The organism is Mycobacterium sp. NGS48 (genome assembly GCF_059812585.1).
Genome location: NZ_JCALCY010000025.1, coordinates 1 through 16,884, shown reverse-complemented (window position 1 = coordinate 16,884; position 16,884 = coordinate 1). Strand labels below are relative to the sequence as shown.

The 16,884-nt window shown below is 65.2% G+C and carries 16 protein-coding genes; 8 read left to right on the top strand and 8 right to left on the bottom strand.

Annotated features, from left to right (window positions below):
- The 8 genes from AC5Y42_RS22665 to AC5Y42_RS22630 form a co-directional block, all read right to left on the bottom strand.
- The gene (locus AC5Y42_RS22665; protein ID WP_499900809.1) at nt 1–1,116 is read right to left on the bottom strand and encodes a tellurite resistance/C4-dicarboxylate transporter family protein; all 1,116 of its coding nucleotides are present in this window, start codon (nt 1,114–1,116) and stop codon (nt 1–3) included.
- On the bottom strand, nt 1,103–1,855 hold the full coding sequence (gene narI / locus AC5Y42_RS22660; RefSeq protein WP_499900808.1) for a respiratory nitrate reductase subunit gamma: 753 nt from the start codon (nt 1,853–1,855) through the stop codon (nt 1,103–1,105). The genes AC5Y42_RS22665 and narI overlap by 14 nt, the downstream gene beginning before the upstream one ends.
- Nucleotides 1,855–2,481: a nitrate reductase molybdenum cofactor assembly chaperone gene (narJ, locus tag AC5Y42_RS22655; protein WP_499900807.1), complete on the bottom strand. Its 627-nt coding sequence runs from the start codon at nt 2,479–2,481 to the stop codon at nt 1,855–1,857. The genes narI and narJ overlap by 1 nt, the downstream gene beginning before the upstream one ends.
- Nucleotides 2,478–4,100 (bottom strand): nitrate reductase subunit beta, encoded by a 1,623-nt coding sequence (narH, locus tag AC5Y42_RS22650; RefSeq protein ID WP_499900806.1) that lies wholly within the window; start codon nt 4,098–4,100, stop codon nt 2,478–2,480. Before narH ends, narJ begins: the two co-directional genes overlap by 4 nt.
- Nucleotides 4,100–7,876 (bottom strand): nitrate reductase subunit alpha, encoded by a 3,777-nt coding sequence (locus AC5Y42_RS22645; protein WP_499900805.1) that lies wholly within the window; start codon nt 7,874–7,876, stop codon nt 4,100–4,102. Before AC5Y42_RS22645 ends, narH begins: the two co-directional genes overlap by 1 nt.
- A gap of 187 nt (nt 7,877–8,063) precedes the next feature.
- On the bottom strand, nt 8,064–8,525 hold the full coding sequence (locus tag AC5Y42_RS22640; RefSeq protein ID WP_499900804.1) for a carboxymuconolactone decarboxylase family protein: 462 nt from the start codon (nt 8,523–8,525) through the stop codon (nt 8,064–8,066).
- A 26-nt stretch (nt 8,526–8,551) separates the two neighbouring features.
- On the bottom strand, nt 8,552–8,875 hold the full coding sequence (locus AC5Y42_RS22635) for a carboxymuconolactone decarboxylase family protein (protein ID WP_499900803.1): 324 nt from the start codon (nt 8,873–8,875) through the stop codon (nt 8,552–8,554).
- Nucleotides 8,876–9,019: 144 nt separating this feature from the next.
- Nucleotides 9,020–10,387 (bottom strand): FAD-dependent oxidoreductase, encoded by a 1,368-nt coding sequence (locus AC5Y42_RS22630; protein WP_499900802.1) that lies wholly within the window; start codon nt 10,385–10,387, stop codon nt 9,020–9,022.
- A 77-nt stretch (nt 10,388–10,464) separates the two neighbouring features.
- On the opposite strand from AC5Y42_RS22630, the gene prfB reads away from it, so the two are divergent.
- The 8 genes from prfB to AC5Y42_RS22590 are packed head-to-tail and all read left to right on the top strand — an operon-like array spanning nt 10,465 to nt 16,850.
- Entirely contained in the window at nt 10,465–11,571 is a 1,107-nt protein-coding gene (prfB, locus tag AC5Y42_RS22625) for a peptide chain release factor 2 (protein ID WP_499900801.1), read from the top strand.
- A complete protein-coding gene (locus AC5Y42_RS22620) occupies nt 11,561–12,532 on the top strand; it encodes a mechanosensitive ion channel family protein (protein ID WP_499900800.1) in 972 nt (323 codons plus the stop codon). Before prfB ends, AC5Y42_RS22620 begins: the two co-directional genes overlap by 11 nt.
- Nucleotides 12,533–12,585: 53 nt before the next feature.
- Nucleotides 12,586–13,023, top strand: a complete 438-nt coding sequence (locus AC5Y42_RS22615; RefSeq protein WP_499900799.1) for an Rv3103c family proline-rich protein — start codon at nt 12,586–12,588, stop codon at nt 13,021–13,023.
- A gap of 57 nt (nt 13,024–13,080) precedes the next feature.
- Nucleotides 13,081–13,770, top strand: a complete 690-nt coding sequence (gene ftsE / locus AC5Y42_RS22610) for a cell division ATP-binding protein FtsE (RefSeq protein WP_499886280.1) — start codon at nt 13,081–13,083, stop codon at nt 13,768–13,770.
- Nucleotides 13,771–14,664 (top strand): permease-like cell division protein FtsX, encoded by an 894-nt coding sequence (gene ftsX, locus AC5Y42_RS22605; protein ID WP_499900798.1) that lies wholly within the window; start codon nt 13,771–13,773, stop codon nt 14,662–14,664.
- Between the two features lie 2 nt (nt 14,665–14,666).
- Nucleotides 14,667–15,158 carry an SsrA-binding protein SmpB gene (gene smpB / locus AC5Y42_RS22600; RefSeq protein ID WP_499900797.1) on the top strand — a complete coding sequence of 164 codons (492 nt, stop codon included), beginning with the start codon at nt 14,667–14,669 and terminating at the stop codon, nt 15,156–15,158.
- The gene (locus AC5Y42_RS22595; RefSeq protein ID WP_499900824.1) at nt 15,155–16,003 is read left to right on the top strand and encodes an EamA family transporter; all 849 of its coding nucleotides are present in this window, start codon (nt 15,155–15,157) and stop codon (nt 16,001–16,003) included. The genes smpB and AC5Y42_RS22595 overlap by 4 nt, the downstream gene beginning before the upstream one ends.
- A 22-nt stretch (nt 16,004–16,025) precedes the next feature.
- Complete coding sequence (locus AC5Y42_RS22590; protein WP_499900796.1) at nt 16,026–16,850, top strand: maleylpyruvate isomerase family mycothiol-dependent enzyme; 825 nt, start codon at nt 16,026–16,028, stop codon at nt 16,848–16,850.
- Nucleotides 16,851–16,884 lie beyond the last annotated feature (34 nt).

Sequence of the window (16,884 nt, the reverse complement as noted above, 5' to 3'; positions counted from 1 at the left end):
CTACGTCGAGGACACATCGTCGACATAGCCGTCGGGAGCCCGGTCGTTGTCTCGCCGCGGGGATCTGCGGGTGCCGAAGACGGTGGTGACCAGATGATGCAGCATCGCAACAAACGTGATTGCCCAGGCGGCCAGGCCGATCCAGCTTTCGTCGGCACCGATGTACTCCACGATCGGCAGGTGATCGGTCTTGCCCAGGTAGTCACCGGCCACCCCATACATGCCCAACGGGAACACCACGCTCCACAGCGGTCCCTCGTAGCGCAGTGGAATGCGATGCACCACGTGCTTCCACACGCCGGCGGCAATCAGCGGAGGTATCAGCCAGGTGCCGAAAGCCCAGAACACCACCGACGTTCCGGCGATCAGGCCGCGGGTTGCGTCGACCATCGGTGCGGATGCCATCTCCACGATTCGCGCGCCGGCAACGACGGTGATGGCGGTAGCGCCCATCGACACCCAGTACGGCGGGGTGAGGTCTTCGGGCTTCAGTCCATAGAGCAGGATGCGAGCGCCGACGAAGATGCCGGCGGCGGCGTAGAGAAAGACGCCGACCGACCAGGAGAACACCGCCAGCAACGCCAATTCCCGTCGGCCCGTTTCCAGTTCAGGCTCCAACGCGGCGGCCAGCACGGCGACCGACTCGCTGGCCACCACCCAGATGAACCAGCTGCCGTTGGCATGCTGCAACACCGGCCGGCGGGTGGTACGCACCACCGCGGCCCACGGCACGACGTAGCCCAGCACCAGCCAGGCCAGCCACCCGACAATCAGCAGCGCGAACGCGAACCGATAGTGAGTGTCGATGGCCAATCGGGTGCCCAGCACGTCGACGGCGGCGACAAAGGTGAATGACCCGAAAGCGCGGCGCGGGTCCCGCAAGTCTGCTGTGAAGTCGGAGCGGAAAGAGATGATCCGCACTGCGGTAGCCGCCACCAAGGCCACGAAGGCGACGACGGCCAGCCACAGCAACGCCACCGAGAGAACGTAAACACGATGGTTGTGCAGCGCGATCGACACGATGCCGGTGGCCATCACCAGCGCGAAATAGCCCGGGTTGAGGGTTCTTACCGCGTCGCGGACGCCCGTCTTCCAATCTGCCTCAGTAATGGACACCAATCTTCCGCCACCTCCGCCCGCCGGTCCCCGGCTCTTCCGGTGGCCTGGCGACGCGACTGCGGATGACAATATAGGGGCGCCAGAGGTACCACAGCGGGTAACTCCAGGCATGGACGAGGCGGCTGAACGGCCAGACGATGAAGATCGCCCACGACGCGACCGCGTGGACCTGGTAGAGCACCGGCGCGCTGGTGATCGCTCTGACGTTGGGGTGAAGGGCGAACAGACTGCGGAACCAGACCCCGACCGTGTTGCGGTACTCGTAATGTGAGGTGTCCTCGATGCCCAGGGTCAGGAAGATACCGAGGAGCACGATGATGCCGAGCAGGATCAGCGCCAGGTAATCGACGGCGCTGGTGGTGGCGCGTACCCGCGGGACAGCGGTGCGGCGGAAGGTCAGCACCGCGGTGCCGATAAGAATGCCGATCGCGGCGGCCGATCCGGCGAAGGCGGAAAAGTCCTGATACCAGGTTTCAGGTATGCCGAGCCAGTCGGTAACCGATTTGGGCACCAAGATGCCCAGGACATGACCGCCGATAGCGGCGAAGGTGGCGTAATGGAACAGCGGCGAACCCCATTTGAGCAGTCGACGCTCCTGCAGTTGGGTCGAGCGACTGGTCCAGCCGAACTGGTCGTAACGCCACCGCCAGATGTGGCCGACCACAAAGACGACTATCGCGATGTACGGCAGGATGACCCACCACCACAGGTTCCACGTGGTTATCTGCCTCAGCATCAATCGCCTCCGTTTTGGGCTCCGTAGCCGGACAGATATTCCGGCGGCGCGAACGGCTCCAATCCGACGTCCTCGCGCGGCGGACCGGACTCCCAGGCAGCTCGCACCTGGTCCAGTTCGCGCTTGCCCAGGCCGGGCAGGTCGGCGATCACGGCGGCAACCAGATCGGCGTAGGGTGACTCGGCTTTGGATAGGTTGCGCCGCAGCAACTCCAAGTCAGGGCGGTGACCAGACAATAGCCGCTGGCCTCGGGGACACAGCGCGGCGAAGTCCAGCACCATCGGCAGGTAATCGGGCAACTCGTCGTCGGACGGGATGAAACCGGCATCGCGATAGGCGGTCTTGAAGATGACCATCGCCATGCCGCGTTTGCGGGTGTCGCCGTACCGGTAATAAGTCAGATACAGCGTGCAACGCCGATGCAGGTCGAACGTGTCCACGTAGTGTTGCGCGATCTGGTTGGGCGGTGTGGTGCGCAGCCAGCCGAGGAACCGGCCGAACGCCTCGCGCGCCGGTTTGGGACTGGCGCCGGCCGCGAACGTATCCAGCGTGTCGAGCCCGTCGAAGAGCGCCGCCGTCGGATACTGCAGCAGCACCGACGCCAACTTGATGGTCTGCTGGTTCATGCGGTGCCCGGTTCTGGGAACATCCGCGTGTCACGGTCCCTGCCGTTCCAGTTCAGCAAGTTGAAGCCGGTTGCGGGGCTGGCAGTTTCGGTAGGACTACTCGCTGGGCGATAGGAGCCGACGCCGTGCGGGCCGGGCGGGCCCATCCCGCCCATGCCGGGTCCGCCGTCGGTGTCGAGGCTGCAGAACAGCTGTTCGTGCTGACCCATCAAGATCCCGGCCTCCTCGGTATGGGCGGGCGGAATCACATAGCGCTCTTCGTATTTCGCGATGGCCAGCAGTCGGTACAAGTCGTCGAGGTCGTCGGCGGTGGCGCCGACGGAAGCAGGCAGACCTTCGTCGATGTCCAGGCCGAGCTGCCCGGCGCGCTGAATTGCCCGCACGGCGGCCAGCTTGCGCAGTACCGTCCGCACCACTTCGGCGTCGCCGGCGGTGAACAGGTTGGCCAGGTATTCCACTGGGATGCGCAGCGCGTCGATCGTGGCGAAAACATTGTCGGGATTGTTCTCGTCATAGCCGGCCGCATTGACGACGTCGGCCACCGGCGACAGTGGCGGGATATACCAAACCATCGGCAGCGTGCGGTATTCCGGATGCAGCGGCAGCGCAACCTTGTGTCGCACCGCCAGCTCATAGACCGGGGAGCGCTGCGCGGCCGCAATCCAGTCGTGCGGGATGCCGGCGCGCGCGGCCTCGGCTTGCACGGTCGGATCGTTCGGGTCTAAAAACACGTCGAGTTGGGCGTGGTAAAGATCCTGCGCATCGGGTGTGGCGGCGGCGTCGAGCACTTTGTCGGCGTCGTAGAGGAACAGGCCCAGATAGCGCAACCGGCCGACACAGGTCTCCGAGCAGATCGTCGGCAACCCCTGTTCGGTCCGCGGATAGCAGAACGTACACTTCTCGGCCTTGCCGGTGCGGTGGTTGAAATAGACTTTCTTATAAGGACATCCGGACACGCAGAATCGCCAACCGCGGCAACGGTCCTGGTCTACCAGCACGATCCCGTCGTCGGCGCGCTTATACATCGCCCCGGATGGGCAGGACGCGACGCACGACGGGTTGAGGCAGTGCTCGCAGATACGGGGCAGGTAGAACATGAACACCTGCTCGAATTCCATCTTGACCTTCTCGCCCAGCCCGGCCAGGTTGGGATCGTCGACGGCGAGTTCCGGCGCCCCGGCCAGGTCATCGTCGAAGTTGCTGCCCCACTTGACCGTGACGTCGCGACCGGTCAGCGCAGAAATCGAATGTGCGCTGGGATTCGCGGTGCCCAGCGGCGCGTCGATCACGGTCTGGTAGTCGTAGGTCCACGGGTCACCGTAGTCGTCGATGCTGGGCAGGTCAGGGTTGTAGAAGATCGACAGCAGCTTGCGCAGCCGCCCGCCCGCCTTGAGCTGTAGCCGTCCTTTGCGGTCCAGTGTCCAACCGCCGTGCCACTGTTCCTGGTCCTCGTAGCGTTTGGGATAGCCGATGCCCGGCTTGGTTTCGACGTTGTTGAAGTAGACGTATTCGGTGCCCGGGCGGTTGGTCCACACCTGCTTGCAGGTGACCGTGCAGGTATGGCAGCCGATGCACTTGTCCAGGTTCATCACCATCGCCACGTGGGCCATCACCCGCATCAGTACTGCACCTCCTGCGAACGGCGGCGGATAACCGTGATCTCGTCGCGCTGGTTGCCGGTGGGGCCGAAATAGTTGAAGCCGAACGACAATTGGGCGTAGCCACCGATCATGTGGGTCGCCTTCATGGTCAGCCGGGTCAGCGAATTGTCGCCGCCGCCATGCCAGCCCGACACCTCCGACTTCGGTGTCATCAGGTGGCGGTCCATGGCGTGGTACATGAACACGGTGCCCTTGGGCATCCGGTGGGTGACCACGGCGCGGCAGGCCACCACCCCGTTGCGGTTGTAGGCCTCGATCCAGTCGTTGTCGGCCACGCCGATGGTCGCCGCGTCGGCCGGGCTCATCCAGATCACCGGCCCGCCGCGGAACAGCCGCAACATGTGCAGGTTGTCCTGGTATTCAGAGTGGATCGACCACTTCGAGTGCGGGGTCAGATAGCGCACGGTGATCTCGGGGCGCCCCTCCTCACCGAGGGTCTCGTCGCCGAAATGCCGTGCATAGTTTAGCGGTGGGCGGTACACCGGCAGCCATTCGCCGTATTCGGCCATCCAGTCATGGTCGAGGAAGAAGTGCATCCGCCCGGTCAGCGTGTGCCACGGCTTTTTTCGTTCGACGTTGACGACGAACGGCGAGTAGCGGCGCCCGCCCGTCTCGCTGCCCGACCACTCCGGTGAGGTGATTACCGAGCGGGGTTGCACCTGGGTGTCGTGGAAGGTGATCCGCTCACCGGAGCGTTCCTCGGCCAAGTCGGCCAGCTGCGTCCCGGTGCGTTCTTCCAGCGCCTGCCAACCCTGCAGCGCGACCCGGCCGTTGGTGGTGCCCGACAGCGCCAGGATCGCCTCGGCCATATAGACATCGCGGGCCAACGACGGTCGCCCGTCGGCGGCACCACCGTGGACGATGCCGTTCTGCCGGCCCAGCCAGTCGACCGCCCCGGTGGGTTTCCACGCCACACCTTTGGTTTCGGTGCCCGCGGTTTCGACCAGCGGGCCCAGCGCTGCCATCTTGGCGGCAACCGCGGTGTAGTCGCGTTCGATGGCCACCAGTTTCGGCATGGTCTTGCCGGGCAGCGGCTCGCATTCGCCGTAGCGCCAATCGCGCACCACGCCGCCGGGCTGGGCCAGCTCGTCGGGACTGTCGTGCAGCAGCGGCGCGGCGAGCACGTCGGTACGGGTGCCCAGATGCTTGGCGGCCAGCCGGGAAAAGTCGCGGGCGATCGTGGCGAACGTGTCGAAGTCGGTGCGAGCATCCCAGGGCGGCGCGATGGCCGGATTGAACGAGTGTACGAACGGGTGCATGTCGGTGGTGGAGATGTCGTACTTCTCATACCAGGTGGCGGCCGGCAACACGATGTCGGAATACGTGCAAGTGCTGGTCATCCGGAAGTCGACGGTCACCGCCAGATCGAGCTTGCCGCGCGGTGCTTCGTCGCGCCAGCGCACCTCGGCCGGCCGCAACTGCTCGGGTGTCTCGTCGGCGCGCACGGCGTTGTGGGTGCCCAGCAGGTGGCGCATGAAGTACTCCATGCCCTTGCCGGACGACCCCAACAGGTTGGCGCGCCACACGGTCAGCACTCGGGGAAAGTTCACCGGGTTGTCCGGATCCTCGCCCGCGAAATGTAAACGGTCGCTGGTCAATTCGTCGACCACGTAGTCGGCGACGCTCTTGCCGGCCGCTGCGGCCGCATCGGCCAGGTCCAGGGGGTTCTGGTCGAAAGTAGGAAACGTCGGTGTCCAGCCCAACCGGGACGCTTGGGCCAGCGCGTCGGCGTTGGCCTTGCCGCGGAACAAGCCGCGGCCCAAGGGAGTTGACAGTTCGTCGGCGCCGAACTGCTCATAGCGCCACTGATCGGTGTGCAGGTAGAAAAACGAGGTGCCGGTCATCTGCCGGGTCGGGCGTTGCCAGTCCAGCCCGAACGCGACCTGCTGCCATCCTGTCAGCGGGCGCACCTTTTCCTGCCCGACGTAGTGCGCCCAGCCGCCGCCGTTGACGCCCTGACAGCCACACAGCATGGTCAGCGTGAAAAAGGTGCGGTAGATCTGGTCGGAGTGAAACCAGTGGTTGGTGCCCGCGCCCATCGCGATCATCGAGCGGCCCTCGGAAAGCTCTGCGCTACGGGCAAATTCGCGTGCCACCCGCGCTGCGGCCGCCGCCGGCACCGACGTGATCGGCTGCTGCCAGGCCGGCGTGTAGGGCTGGGAGGCGTCGTCATATCCGGTCGGCCACTCGCCGGGCAGCCCGTCGCGCGGCACCGCGTAATGCGCCATCAGCAGGTCGAACACCGTCGTCACCAGACGATCGCCGATCCGCAGTACCGGAACGCCGCGGCGGATCGCGGCGCCGCCCTCGGTCTCGCCGATGTCGAAGCGGGGCAAGTCGATTTCAACGGCCTCGTCGCAGCGGCCGTGCAGTGTCAGCACCGGATCGACGTCACCGAGGTCGAGGTTCCACTTGCCCTTGCCGGCGTCGGTGAAGTGATCGGCAAGAGTGCCGTTGGGGACGACGAGCTGGCCGGTCGCCGCGTCGAGCAGCACGGTCTGATGCACGGCACGCTCGTCGTCTCGGCCGAGATCGGCGGCGGTGAGGAACCGGTCGGGCACGTACGCGCCGTCGTGCTCGCGCAAGGTGACCAGAAACGGCAGATCGGTGTAGGTCTTCACATACTGCTGGAAGTAGGGCACCTGCCGATCCCGGAAGAACTCGCTCAACACCACGTGCCCCATCGACATCGCCAGCGCGCCATCGGTGCCGGGCGCGCAGGCCAGCCAGTCATCGGCGAACTTGGTGTGATCGGAGTAGTCCGGGCTGACGACGACAACCTTTTGGCCGCGGTAGCGGGCCTCGACCATGAAGTGGGCGTCGGGAGTCCGGGTGATCGGCAGGTTGGTGCCCCAGATGATCAGGTAGGCGGCGTTCCACCAGTCACCGGACTCCGGCACGTCGGTCTGGTCGCCGTACACCTGCGGCGACGCCAGCGGCATGTCGGCGTACCAGTCGTAGAACGACAGGATGGTCCCGCCGATCATCGACAGGAACCGGGTGCCGGCGGCGTAGGACACCTGCGACATCGCCGGAATCGGCGAAAAACCGACCACCCGGTCCGGGCCGTAGGCCTTGATCGTGTGCACGTGCGCGGCCGCGATCAGCTCACTGACCTCATCCCACGTCGTACGCAAAAACCCGCCCTTGCCGCGGGCCTGCTTGTAGCTGGCGGCGCGCTCGGGGTCGCCGGTGATCTCCGCCCAGGCCTCGACCGGATCGCCCAGGCGTGCGCGAGCTTCGCGCCAGATCTCCAGCAGTGGTTGGCGGATATAGGGGTAGCGCACCCGCGCCGGCGAGTAGGTGTACCAGGAAAACGACGCGCCCCGCGGACAACCGCGCGGCTCATACTCCGGGCTGTCCGGCCCAACCGACGGGTAGTCGGTTGCCTGCGTCTCCCAGGCGATGATGCCTTCCTTGACGAACACCTTCCACGAGCAGGAGCCGGTGCAGTTGACCCCGTGGGTCGAGCGAACCTCCTTGCCGTGCCGCCACCGCTCGCGGTAAAACTCCTCCGCGCCACGACCGCCACGGCGGTGCACTTCCCGGTGGTCGGCGGTGGGTGTGCCCGCGGTGAAGAACTGCGCCTTGCGCAAGAGCGACTCGACGGGTTCGCCGCCGGGCAGCAGCGGTGCCAGGGCGCCGCGCGGAGGCCTCCCGTCACCGTGCTCGTCGCTTGCTGTCGGTCGAGGATCGATTGCCGTCAATCCGCTCACCCCGGCTCTCTCGCGCATCGCACTACGCCGATCCGGGGGGATCGACGCCGGCGACACCTCCGGTCGAGCAACAGATCCCGCGCGTTCAAACCGTTAGGTGCCGCTTCGATTCCGCTGATAACACCAGCACCTCTCGGTATACCACTGGTCGCTGCGAAAGGTAGGGAGGTTGCTGGTCATTTCTACAGGCTGTACATGTGAAAATTCAGGAACCGACGGGCATGTCGGGAAGTCGCTGATGAGTCGCGACCGCAAGCCGGTTCCACACGTTGATCGTGGCGATGGCCATCAGCAGGTGCACGATCTCGGCTTCGTCGAACTGCGCGGCGGCGTCGTTCCAAACCTCGTCGGGCACGCCCGCATCGCCGATGCGGGTGACTGCTTCGGTGAAGGCCAAAGCCGCGCGCTCGGTATCAGTGAACAATTCCGGTGCTTCACGCCAGGCGGAGAGGACGTCGAGGCGTCGCTGGTCCTCACCGGCTTTGCGGGCATCCCGGTTGTGCATGTCGAGGCAGAAGGCGCACCCGTTGAGTTGCGAGGCACGGATTTTGACAAGTTCGTATAGCCGCGGATCCAGTCCACTGTTGCGGACGTACTTCTCCATGGCCAGCACAGCCTGATAGGCCGTGCCGTCGACGCCGTGGACGTCGAGACGCTGATGTGACATGTAGGACTCCTTTCGGTGCTCGCGGTCTAACCGAGTTGTTCAAGAGCGAGCGTGGAGTGGGCGTAGGCGCCGCCGGCGCGCATCTCGGCGGCGACCCAGATGGCCTCCATGATTTCCTGGTCGCTGGCTCCCTTACGCCGCGCCAGCCTGGTGTGTCCCTGGATGCAGTAGGGACATTGGGTGGTGTGTGCGACGGCGACGGCAACGAGTTGTTTCGTCTTCTCCGGCAAGGCGCCCTCGGCGAACACGGCCCGGCTGAAAGCCTCGAAGGCGTCGTGGACGTGTGGAGCCAATTCTTTACGGCGCGCGGAGATTTCGGGTGTGGTGGGGTGATACATGCCCTCTGCCATGTCGTTTCCTTCCGTCGAACCCACCCCTATCAGCCACGCTAGTTCGTCTCGCGGCCGTTTGACACCCGCCGGATCGGGCAATTCCTAATGTGTCGATGACGACATTAGAAGCGTTGTAATAAAGCAGAATTGGCGTTCGCGAAGTTAGCCGTGGCTGATGTGCAGCATCTTGGCCAGGCTGGGCAGCTTGACGCGCGGTCGCCCGTGCGGCTCGCCGGCCGAGCGTTCGTACTCGTCGATCAGCTTCCAGTGCGCGTCGGTGACCAGCTTCGGTTGACGCGAGGCGAGCCACTCAGCGAGTTTGTCGGTGTGGTCGGTGCCGAAATCGGCGAGGCTGGCTTTCGACAGATCGTCGAGCAGCGCGTCGACGGTGTCTTGCGAATCCTTCTTGTTGGTGCCGATCACCCCGGTCGGTCCGCGCTTGATCCAGCCGACGACGTACTCGTTGCGGCTCTCCGCCACCCGGCCGCCGCTGTTCGGGATGATTCCGCTTTTGTCGTCAAACGGCAGCCCGGAGGTGGGCACGCCGCGATAGCCCACCGAGCGCACCACCAGCTGCACAGGTACCTCGTCGCGCGCGCCGGTGTCCTTGGCCACCACGCGCCCGCTCTCATCGCTGACCAACTCGTTGCGCCCGAGCACGATCTGTTCGACTTTCCCGTCGCCCTTGATTTCGATAGGGGAGGTAAAAAACCGGAAGACGAGTCGGCGGTTGCCCGGGCGGGGCTCACGGCTCGCATAATCCCGCAGCACGGTGATGTTCTGCTTACACGTCTTGCCGACCGCGGCGGCGTCCTCGTCGCTGATGCCTTCGAGATCCGCGGGATCGACTACCACGTCGACTCCTTGGAGTGCCGCGAGCGTGCCTAGCTCACGCAACTCCAGTGTCGTGAACGCAGTTTGCAGCGGACCGCGACGGCCGATGACCAACACTTCCTGGACACCGCACGGGCGCAACGAATCCAACGCGTGATCGGCGATGTCGGTCTGGGCCAGCTCGTCGGGGTCGCTCACCAGAATGCGCGCAACGTCGAGTGCGACATTGCCGTTACCGATGACCACTGCGCGCGCGCCGGACAGATCGGGCGACATCTGCTCGAAGTGCGGATGGGCGTTGTACCAACCCACGAAGTCGACGGCGGCGATGCTGCCCGGCAGCTCTTCACCGGGAACGCCCAGCGAGCGGTCGGATTGCGCGCCGGTCGCATAAATCACCGCGTCGTAGCGCTCGGCCAGCTCGGCGGCCTCGACGTGTTCGCCGATCACGATGTTGCCGAAGAAGCGGAAGCGCGGGTCATCGGCGGTCTTTTCGAACTGCTTGCTGATCGACTTGATCTTGGGATGGTCGGGCGCGACGCCCGAGCGCACCAGGCCCCACGGCGTGGGCAGCATCTCCAGCATATCGACGGCCACGTCGACGTCATCCGAGGAGTCAGCGGCCTTCAGCAGCGACGCCGCCGCAAAGAACCCGGAGGGACCGGAGCCAACGATCGCGACGTGGTATGGGCGCATAATCCTCGATGCTAAACGTCTGCCCAGCCCAGCCGCCGCAGCTCGCCTCAACTTCGACGCCGGTAACGTAATCAGCTGTGGAACCCGACCGCCAGGCCGACCTCGCCGCCCTTGACTCCACCCTGACCACGGTGGAGCGGGTGCTGGACGTCGAAGGTCTGCGCTCTCGCATCGAGAAACTCGAGCACGAGGCGTCCGACCCGAACCTGTGGGACGACCAATCCCGCGCGCAGCGGGTGACGAGCGAGTTGTCGCACGCCCAGGGCGAGCTTCGGCGTGTCGAGGAGTTGCGCGGCCGGCTCGACGACCTGCCGGTGCTCTATGAGCTGGCCGCTGAAGAAGGCAGCGCAGACGAGCTCGCCGAGGCCGATGCCGAGCTCAAGGCGCTGCGCGCCGACGTCGAGGCCATGGAGGTCCGCACTCTGCTGTCCGGCGACTATGACGAGCGTGAGGCGCTGCTCACCATCCGCTCGGGTGCAGGCGGCGTGGACGCCGCCGATTGGGCCGAAATGCTGATGCGGATGTATATCCGCTGGGCCGAACAGCACAAGTATCCCGTCGAGGTGTTCGACACGTCCTACGCCGAAGAGGCCGGCATCAAGAGCGCGACCTTCGCCGTGCACGCTCCGTTCGCCTACGGCACGCTGTCGGTCGAACAGGGCACCCACCGGCTGGTCCGGATCAGCCCCTTCGACAACCAGAGCCGACGCCAGACGTCGTTCGCGGAGGTAGAGGTGCTGCCGGTGGTGGAGACCACCGATCACATCGACATCCCCGAAGGCGACGTCCGTGTCGACGTCTATCGGTCCAGCGGCCCGGGCGGCCAGTCGGTGAACACCACTGATTCCGCGGTTCGGCTCACTCACGTCCCGACCGGGATTGTCGTCACGTGTCAGAACGAGAAGTCGCAACTACAGAACAAAGTTGCGGCGATGCGAGTGCTTCAGGCAAAGTTGTTGGAACGCAAGCGCTTAGAAGAACGCGCTGAGCTTGACGCGTTGAAGGGGGACGGCGGCAGCTCCTGGGGTAACCAGATGCGGTCGTACGTACTGCACCCGTATCAGATGGTCAAGGATCTGCGTACCGAGCACGAGGTGGGCAATCCGACGGCCGTGCTGGACGGTGACATCGACGGGTTCCTGGAAGCGGGAATCCGGTGGCGTAACAGGCGCGATGACGACTGATACGTACCTGGCATTTTCGATGGCCGACCACTGGCACAGCTTCTGGCGTGGCGAGATCGGCGAGTGGATCATCACGAAGGGTCTGCGGATCACTCTGCTGGTGCTCGGCGCGCTAATCGCGGCCCGCTTCATCACGTGGGCGGTGGGAAAAATCACCGGGCGCCTCGAGGAGGGCTTCCAGGCCGGCGACGCGCTGGTGCGCTCGGAAAGCTCCAAGCATCGCCAGGCGGCGGCGTCGGTGATCTCTTGGGGTTTGCTCGTGCTTCTCGGTGTGCTGGTGGCGGTCAAGATCACCAATATCCTCAACATCCCGGTTGGTTCGTTAGTGGCGCCTGCCGCGGTGCTGGGTGCCGCACTGGGTTTCGGTGCACAGAAACTGGTTCAGGACCTGCTCAGCGGGTTCTTCATCATTACGGAGAAGCAATACGGCTTCGGTGACCTGGTGCAATTGAGCATGATCGGTGCGCCCACGGAAGCGCTCGGGACAGTCGAAGAGGTCACCCTACGGGTGACCAAGCTGCGCACCGCCGACGGTGAGGTTTTCACGATCCCGAACGGCAACATCGTCAGGTCGTTGAACCTGTCCAAAGATTGGGCGCGCGCGGTCGTCGACATCCCGGTGCCGACGGCCGCCGACCTCAACCAGGTGAACGAGGTGCTGCACGAAGTTTGCGAGACCGCGATGGATGCCGACGCCCCGCTGCGGGACCTGCTGCTGGATACGCCGGCCCTGATGGGTGTGGAGAGCATCGAAGTCGACACCGTCAACCTGCGGATGGTGGCACGCACGCTGCCGGGCAAGCAATTCGAAGTGGGACGACGGCTGCGGGCCCAGGTGCTGCGGGCGCTCCTTCGCGCCGGAATCGCCACCGCGGGTGACACAGCCCCGAGTATCGGGGGTATCGCTTCACCCGCACGGGGCTCTGAGGAAGAAACGCAGGGGCCGGTGCAGACACGTTGAAGTTCACGTTCGAAGGTCTCAAAGACACGGTAAAGCTCTGGCTTACGGACACGGTGAGGCTCAGGCCGACGAAGGGCGAGGCGGAGCGCGGCTGGCCGGGCTATTTGTTCGGCGGTCGGGTCCGCACGTCCACCGTCGTCTTGATCGTTGCGTTCTGCGCGGTGTGGTGGACCTATGACACCTACAAACCCGCGCCGGAACCCCCCGCGCGGCCTGCACAGGTGGTGCCGCCGGGTTTCGTGCCTGACCCGAACTACACCTGGGTGCCGCGCACCCGGCTGCAGCAGGCACCATCCACCGTCACGGTGACCCCCACGCCGACGACCACACCACCACCTCCAACCACCACCACGCCACCGCCGCCATTCCAATTGCCCGTCCTGCCGCCGCCCTTCGGTCCGGGCACGTCGCCCACACCGCCACCGCCTGCGCCGGGCCCCCCGCCGCCACCGCCCGTGCCGTTCCCGCCGCCACCGGCGCCGCCGCGCTGACCCCGCAGCTGGCCTGGCGCGACTTATCAAGACTCCCGGTTACACTGGCGTGCCGTGATGATCACCCTCGACCATGTCAGCAAGCAGTACAAATCGTCGGCGCGTCCAGCGCTGGACAACGTCAACGTCAAGATCGACAAGGGTGAATTCGTCTTTCTGATCGGTCCGTCGGGTTCCGGCAAGTCGACGTTCATGCGGCTGCTGCTGGGCGCCGAAAATCCCAGCACCGGCGATGTGCGGGTGTCGAAGTTCCATGTCAACACGCTGCCGGGACGGCACATCCCGAAGTTGCGGCAGGTGATCGGCTGTGTTTTCCAGGACTTCCGGCTGCTGCAGCAGAAGACGGTGTTCGAGAATGTCGCGTTCGCGCTGGAGGTCATCGGCAAGAAACGTGAGGTGATCGTCCGGGTGGTGCCCGACGTGCTGGAGATGGTCGGCCTGTCCGGCAAGGCCAACCGCCTGCCGCACGAACTGTCCGGCGGTGAGCAGCAGCGGGTCGCGATTGCACGCGCATTCGTCAATCGGCCGCTGGTGTTGTTGGCCGACGAGCCCACCGGCAACCTCGACCCGGAGACCAGTAACGACATCATGGATTTGTTGGAGCGCATCAACCGCACCGGGACCACCGTGCTGATGGCCACCCACGACCACCACATCGTCGACTCGATGCGGCAGCGCGTGGTGGAACTGTCATTGGGCAGGCTGGTGCGTGACGAGCAGCGCGGCGTCTATGGGATGGACCGCTAAGTGCGATTCGGCTTCCTGTTCAACGAGGTCCTGACCGGTCTTCGCCGCAACGTCACCATGACCATTGCGATGGTCCTGACCACCGCCATCTCGATCGGGCTGTTCGGGGGCGGGCTGCTGGTGGTGCGGCTGGCAGAGCACTCCCGCAGCATCTACCTGGACCGGGTGGAAACGCAGGTCTTCGTGACCGAGGACATCTCGGCCAACGACCCGACCTGTGACAGCGCCGCCTGCAAGGCACTGCGCGAGAAGATCGAGGCACGTGACGACGTCAAATCGGTGCGGTTCCTCAACCGCGACGAGGCCTACGACGATGCGATCCAGAAGTTCCCGCAATACAAAGACGTGGCGGGCAAGGATTCGTTTCCGGCGTCGTTCATCGTCAAGCTGGAAAACCCGGAGCAGCACAAGGGTTTTGACGCCGCCATGCAGGGCCAGCCCGGCGTGCTCAATGTGCTCAACCAGAAGGAGCTGATCGACCGGTTGTTCGCCGTGCTGGACGGTCTGAGCAACGCCGCGTTCGCCGTGGCGTTGGTGCAGGCCATTGGTGCGATTCTGTTGATCGCCAACATGGTTCAGGTAGCGGCGTATACGCGGCGCACGGAAGTCGGCATCATGCGCTTGGTCGGCGCCACCCGCTGGTACACCCAGCTGCCATTCCTGGTTGAGGCGATGCTGGCCGCCACCGTCGGCGTGGTCATCGCGGTCATCGGGCTGATTCTGGTGCGAGCGCTGTTCTTGGAGAATGCTCTTAACCAGTTCTATCAAGCCAATCTGATCGCCCGGATCGACTACGCCGACATCCTCTACATCTCGCCGATTCTGCTGGTTGTCGGCGCGGCGATGGCCGGGGCGACGGCTTATGCCACCTTGCGCGTGTACGTACGGCGGTAGCGGTGGCGAAAAAGCCGGGCGCGTCCAAGCCAGGTAGAAATGTCGTAGCCACCAACCGCAAGGCTCGGCACGACTATTCGATTCTGGAAGTGTTCGAAGCCGGGATGGTTTTGCTCGGCACTGAAGTTAAAAGCCTGCGGGAGGGCAAGGCGTCTTTGGTGGACGCCTACGCCACCGTCGACGATGGCGAGGTTTGGCTTCGCAACCTGCACATTCCGGAGTATCACCACGGGACCTGGACCAATCACGAGCCACGTCGAACCCGCAAACTATTGCTCCACAGGCGCCAAATCGACACCCTGATCGGCAAGATTCGAGATGGTAACCTCGCCCTGGTGCCGTTGTCCCTGTACTTCTCCGACGGAAACGTCAAAGTAGAGCTCGCGCTCGCGCGCGGTAAACGGGCCCATGACAAGCGTCAGGATCTGGCCCGCCGCGATGCCCAGCGTGAGGTACTCCGTGCCCTCGGCCGGCGTGCTAGGGGCATGAACTGATCGGCGCCGCGTACGCCCAGCTGTCCGCGGTCAGCTACGGCGTCAGCGACTTCGTCGGGGGCGTGGCCTCCCGGCGAGTGGCCGCGCTGCGCGTCATGTTGGTGTCGTACCCGATCGCGGCGGTGCTTTTAGGTGTGCTGGCGCTCAGCACCGGCGGTCCGGTTCACGCCGGCGCCGTCGTGTGGGGGTCGCTGTACGGGATCAGCCAGGCGGTCGGTGTTTTTTGGTTCTTCACCGCGCTGGGCCTGGGGCCGATCTCGGTGGTCTCGCCGCTGGCGGCGGTGCTCAACGCAGCCGTGCCGGTGGCTGCCGGCATCGCCCTGGGGGAGCGGCCGGGTCAGATGGCCACTGTCGGTGTCGTGGTGGCGATGATCGCGGTGTTTCTGGTCGGGCGGGAGTCGCCGGACGACGAGGACGTCCGTACCCACCGGTTCACCCGCAAAGTGGCCTGGCTGACTATCGGCGCCGGGGTGGCGTTCGGCCTGGACTTCGTGCTGCTGCATCAGGCTCCGGTGGAATGCCGGCTGTGGCCGTTGTTTTTTGCGCGCGCGTCAGCCACCGTGTTGGTCTTCGTGTTGGCGGCGGCCACCGGCAATTTTCAGGCTCCGACGAAGACCCCGCTGCGACTGGCGGTCGCCGCGGCGCTGCTGGACACCTGCGCCAACGTCGCCATGCTGATGGCGTTGCACGCCTGGCTGCTGTCGCTGGCCAGCATGCTGATCTCGCTGTATCCGGCGGCCACGGTGGTGCTGGCGATGGTGGTGTTGCGGGAGCGGGTGACCCGCTGGCAGGCGGCTGGCATGGCGCTGGCGATGGCGGCGGTGGGGTTGATCACCGCGACTTGACGCGCGGCTAGCATCAACCCGCATGAGCAATGCGGCGACTCACCTTGACAAGTCCGACGTGCTGTCGGGGCTCTTCGCGTCCTGGGACGCATTGGACCGGTTGCTGTCCGGTCTGTCCGAGCAGCAGTGGCGGACGCCGACGCCGCTGCCCGGCTGGAATGTGCACGCGGTGCTCGCGCACATCATCGGCACCGAATCGGCACTGATGGGAATGCCCACGCCCGACGTCGACGTGTCCGGACTTGAGCACGTGCGCAACGACTTCGGTGCAATGAACGAGTGCTGGGTTCGCCACCTCAGCGCCGAGTCCGGCGCCGACCTGCATCAGCGATTTCTGGCTGTGACAGGCGACCGACGCAAGCAGTTGACCGACATGTCCGACGACGATTGGGCGGCCGTGACGCAAACGCCGGCCGGCCCGGACAGCTACGGGCGGTTCATGCGGGTGCGGGTCTTCGACTGCTGGATGCACGAGCACGACATCCGCGACGGGTTGGGGTTGGCGGCTTCGGATGCGGAGCTCGACGGTCCGGCGGCGCGGCTGGCGCTCGACGAGATGGGCGCGGTCATGGGGTATGTGTTGAGCAAGCTCGGCAAGGCACCCGACGGGTCACGAATCGCCATCGAGCTGACCGGTCCATTGGCGCGGGTGATCCGGGTTTCTGTGGACGGCCGGGGCCGGGTGGTCGACGACTTCGGTGGGGCGGAGCCGACGGCGACGATCCGGTTGGATGCCTTGTTGTTCACTCGGTTGGCCGGTGGGCGAGTGGCCGCGGCACCCGTCGAACTCGGCGGTGACAAAGAGGTCGGCGGGCGCATCGTTGAGCACCTGAACTATGTGATCTGACGCGACCGGCTCTGTCCGGAGCCCGCGCGATTGT

Bases quoted from the DNA above. Each gene is read 5' to 3' on its own strand.
- narH (WP_499900806.1), bottom strand. From the start codon at position 4,100: ATGCGGGTGATGGCCCACGTGGCGATGGTGATGAACCTGGACAAGTGC.
- AC5Y42_RS22640 (WP_499900804.1), bottom strand. From the start codon at position 8,525: ATGTCACATCAGCGTCTCGACGTCCACGGCGTCGACGGCACGGCCTAT.
- AC5Y42_RS22645 (WP_499900805.1), bottom strand. From the start codon at position 7,876: ATGCGCGAGAGAGCCGGGGTGAGCGGATTGACGGCAATCGATCCTCGA.
- AC5Y42_RS22620 (WP_499900800.1), top strand. From the start codon at position 11,561: ATGACGACTGATACGTACCTGGCATTTTCGATGGCCGACCACTGGCAC.
- AC5Y42_RS22635 (WP_499900803.1), bottom strand. From the start codon at position 8,875: ATGGCAGAGGGCATGTATCACCCCACCACACCCGAAATCTCCGCGCGC.
- narJ (WP_499900807.1), bottom strand. From the start codon at position 2,481: ATGAACCAGCAGACCATCAAGTTGGCGTCGGTGCTGCTGCAGTATCCG.
- ftsE (WP_499886280.1), top strand. From the start codon at position 13,081: ATGATCACCCTCGACCATGTCAGCAAGCAGTACAAATCGTCGGCGCGT.
- AC5Y42_RS22590 (WP_499900796.1), top strand. From the start codon at position 16,026: ATGAGCAATGCGGCGACTCACCTTGACAAGTCCGACGTGCTGTCGGGG.
- narI (WP_499900808.1), bottom strand. From the start codon at position 1,855: ATGCTGAGGCAGATAACCACGTGGAACCTGTGGTGGTGGGTCATCCTG.
- AC5Y42_RS22630 (WP_499900802.1), bottom strand. From the start codon at position 10,387: ATGCGCCCATACCACGTCGCGATCGTTGGCTCCGGTCCCTCCGGGTTC.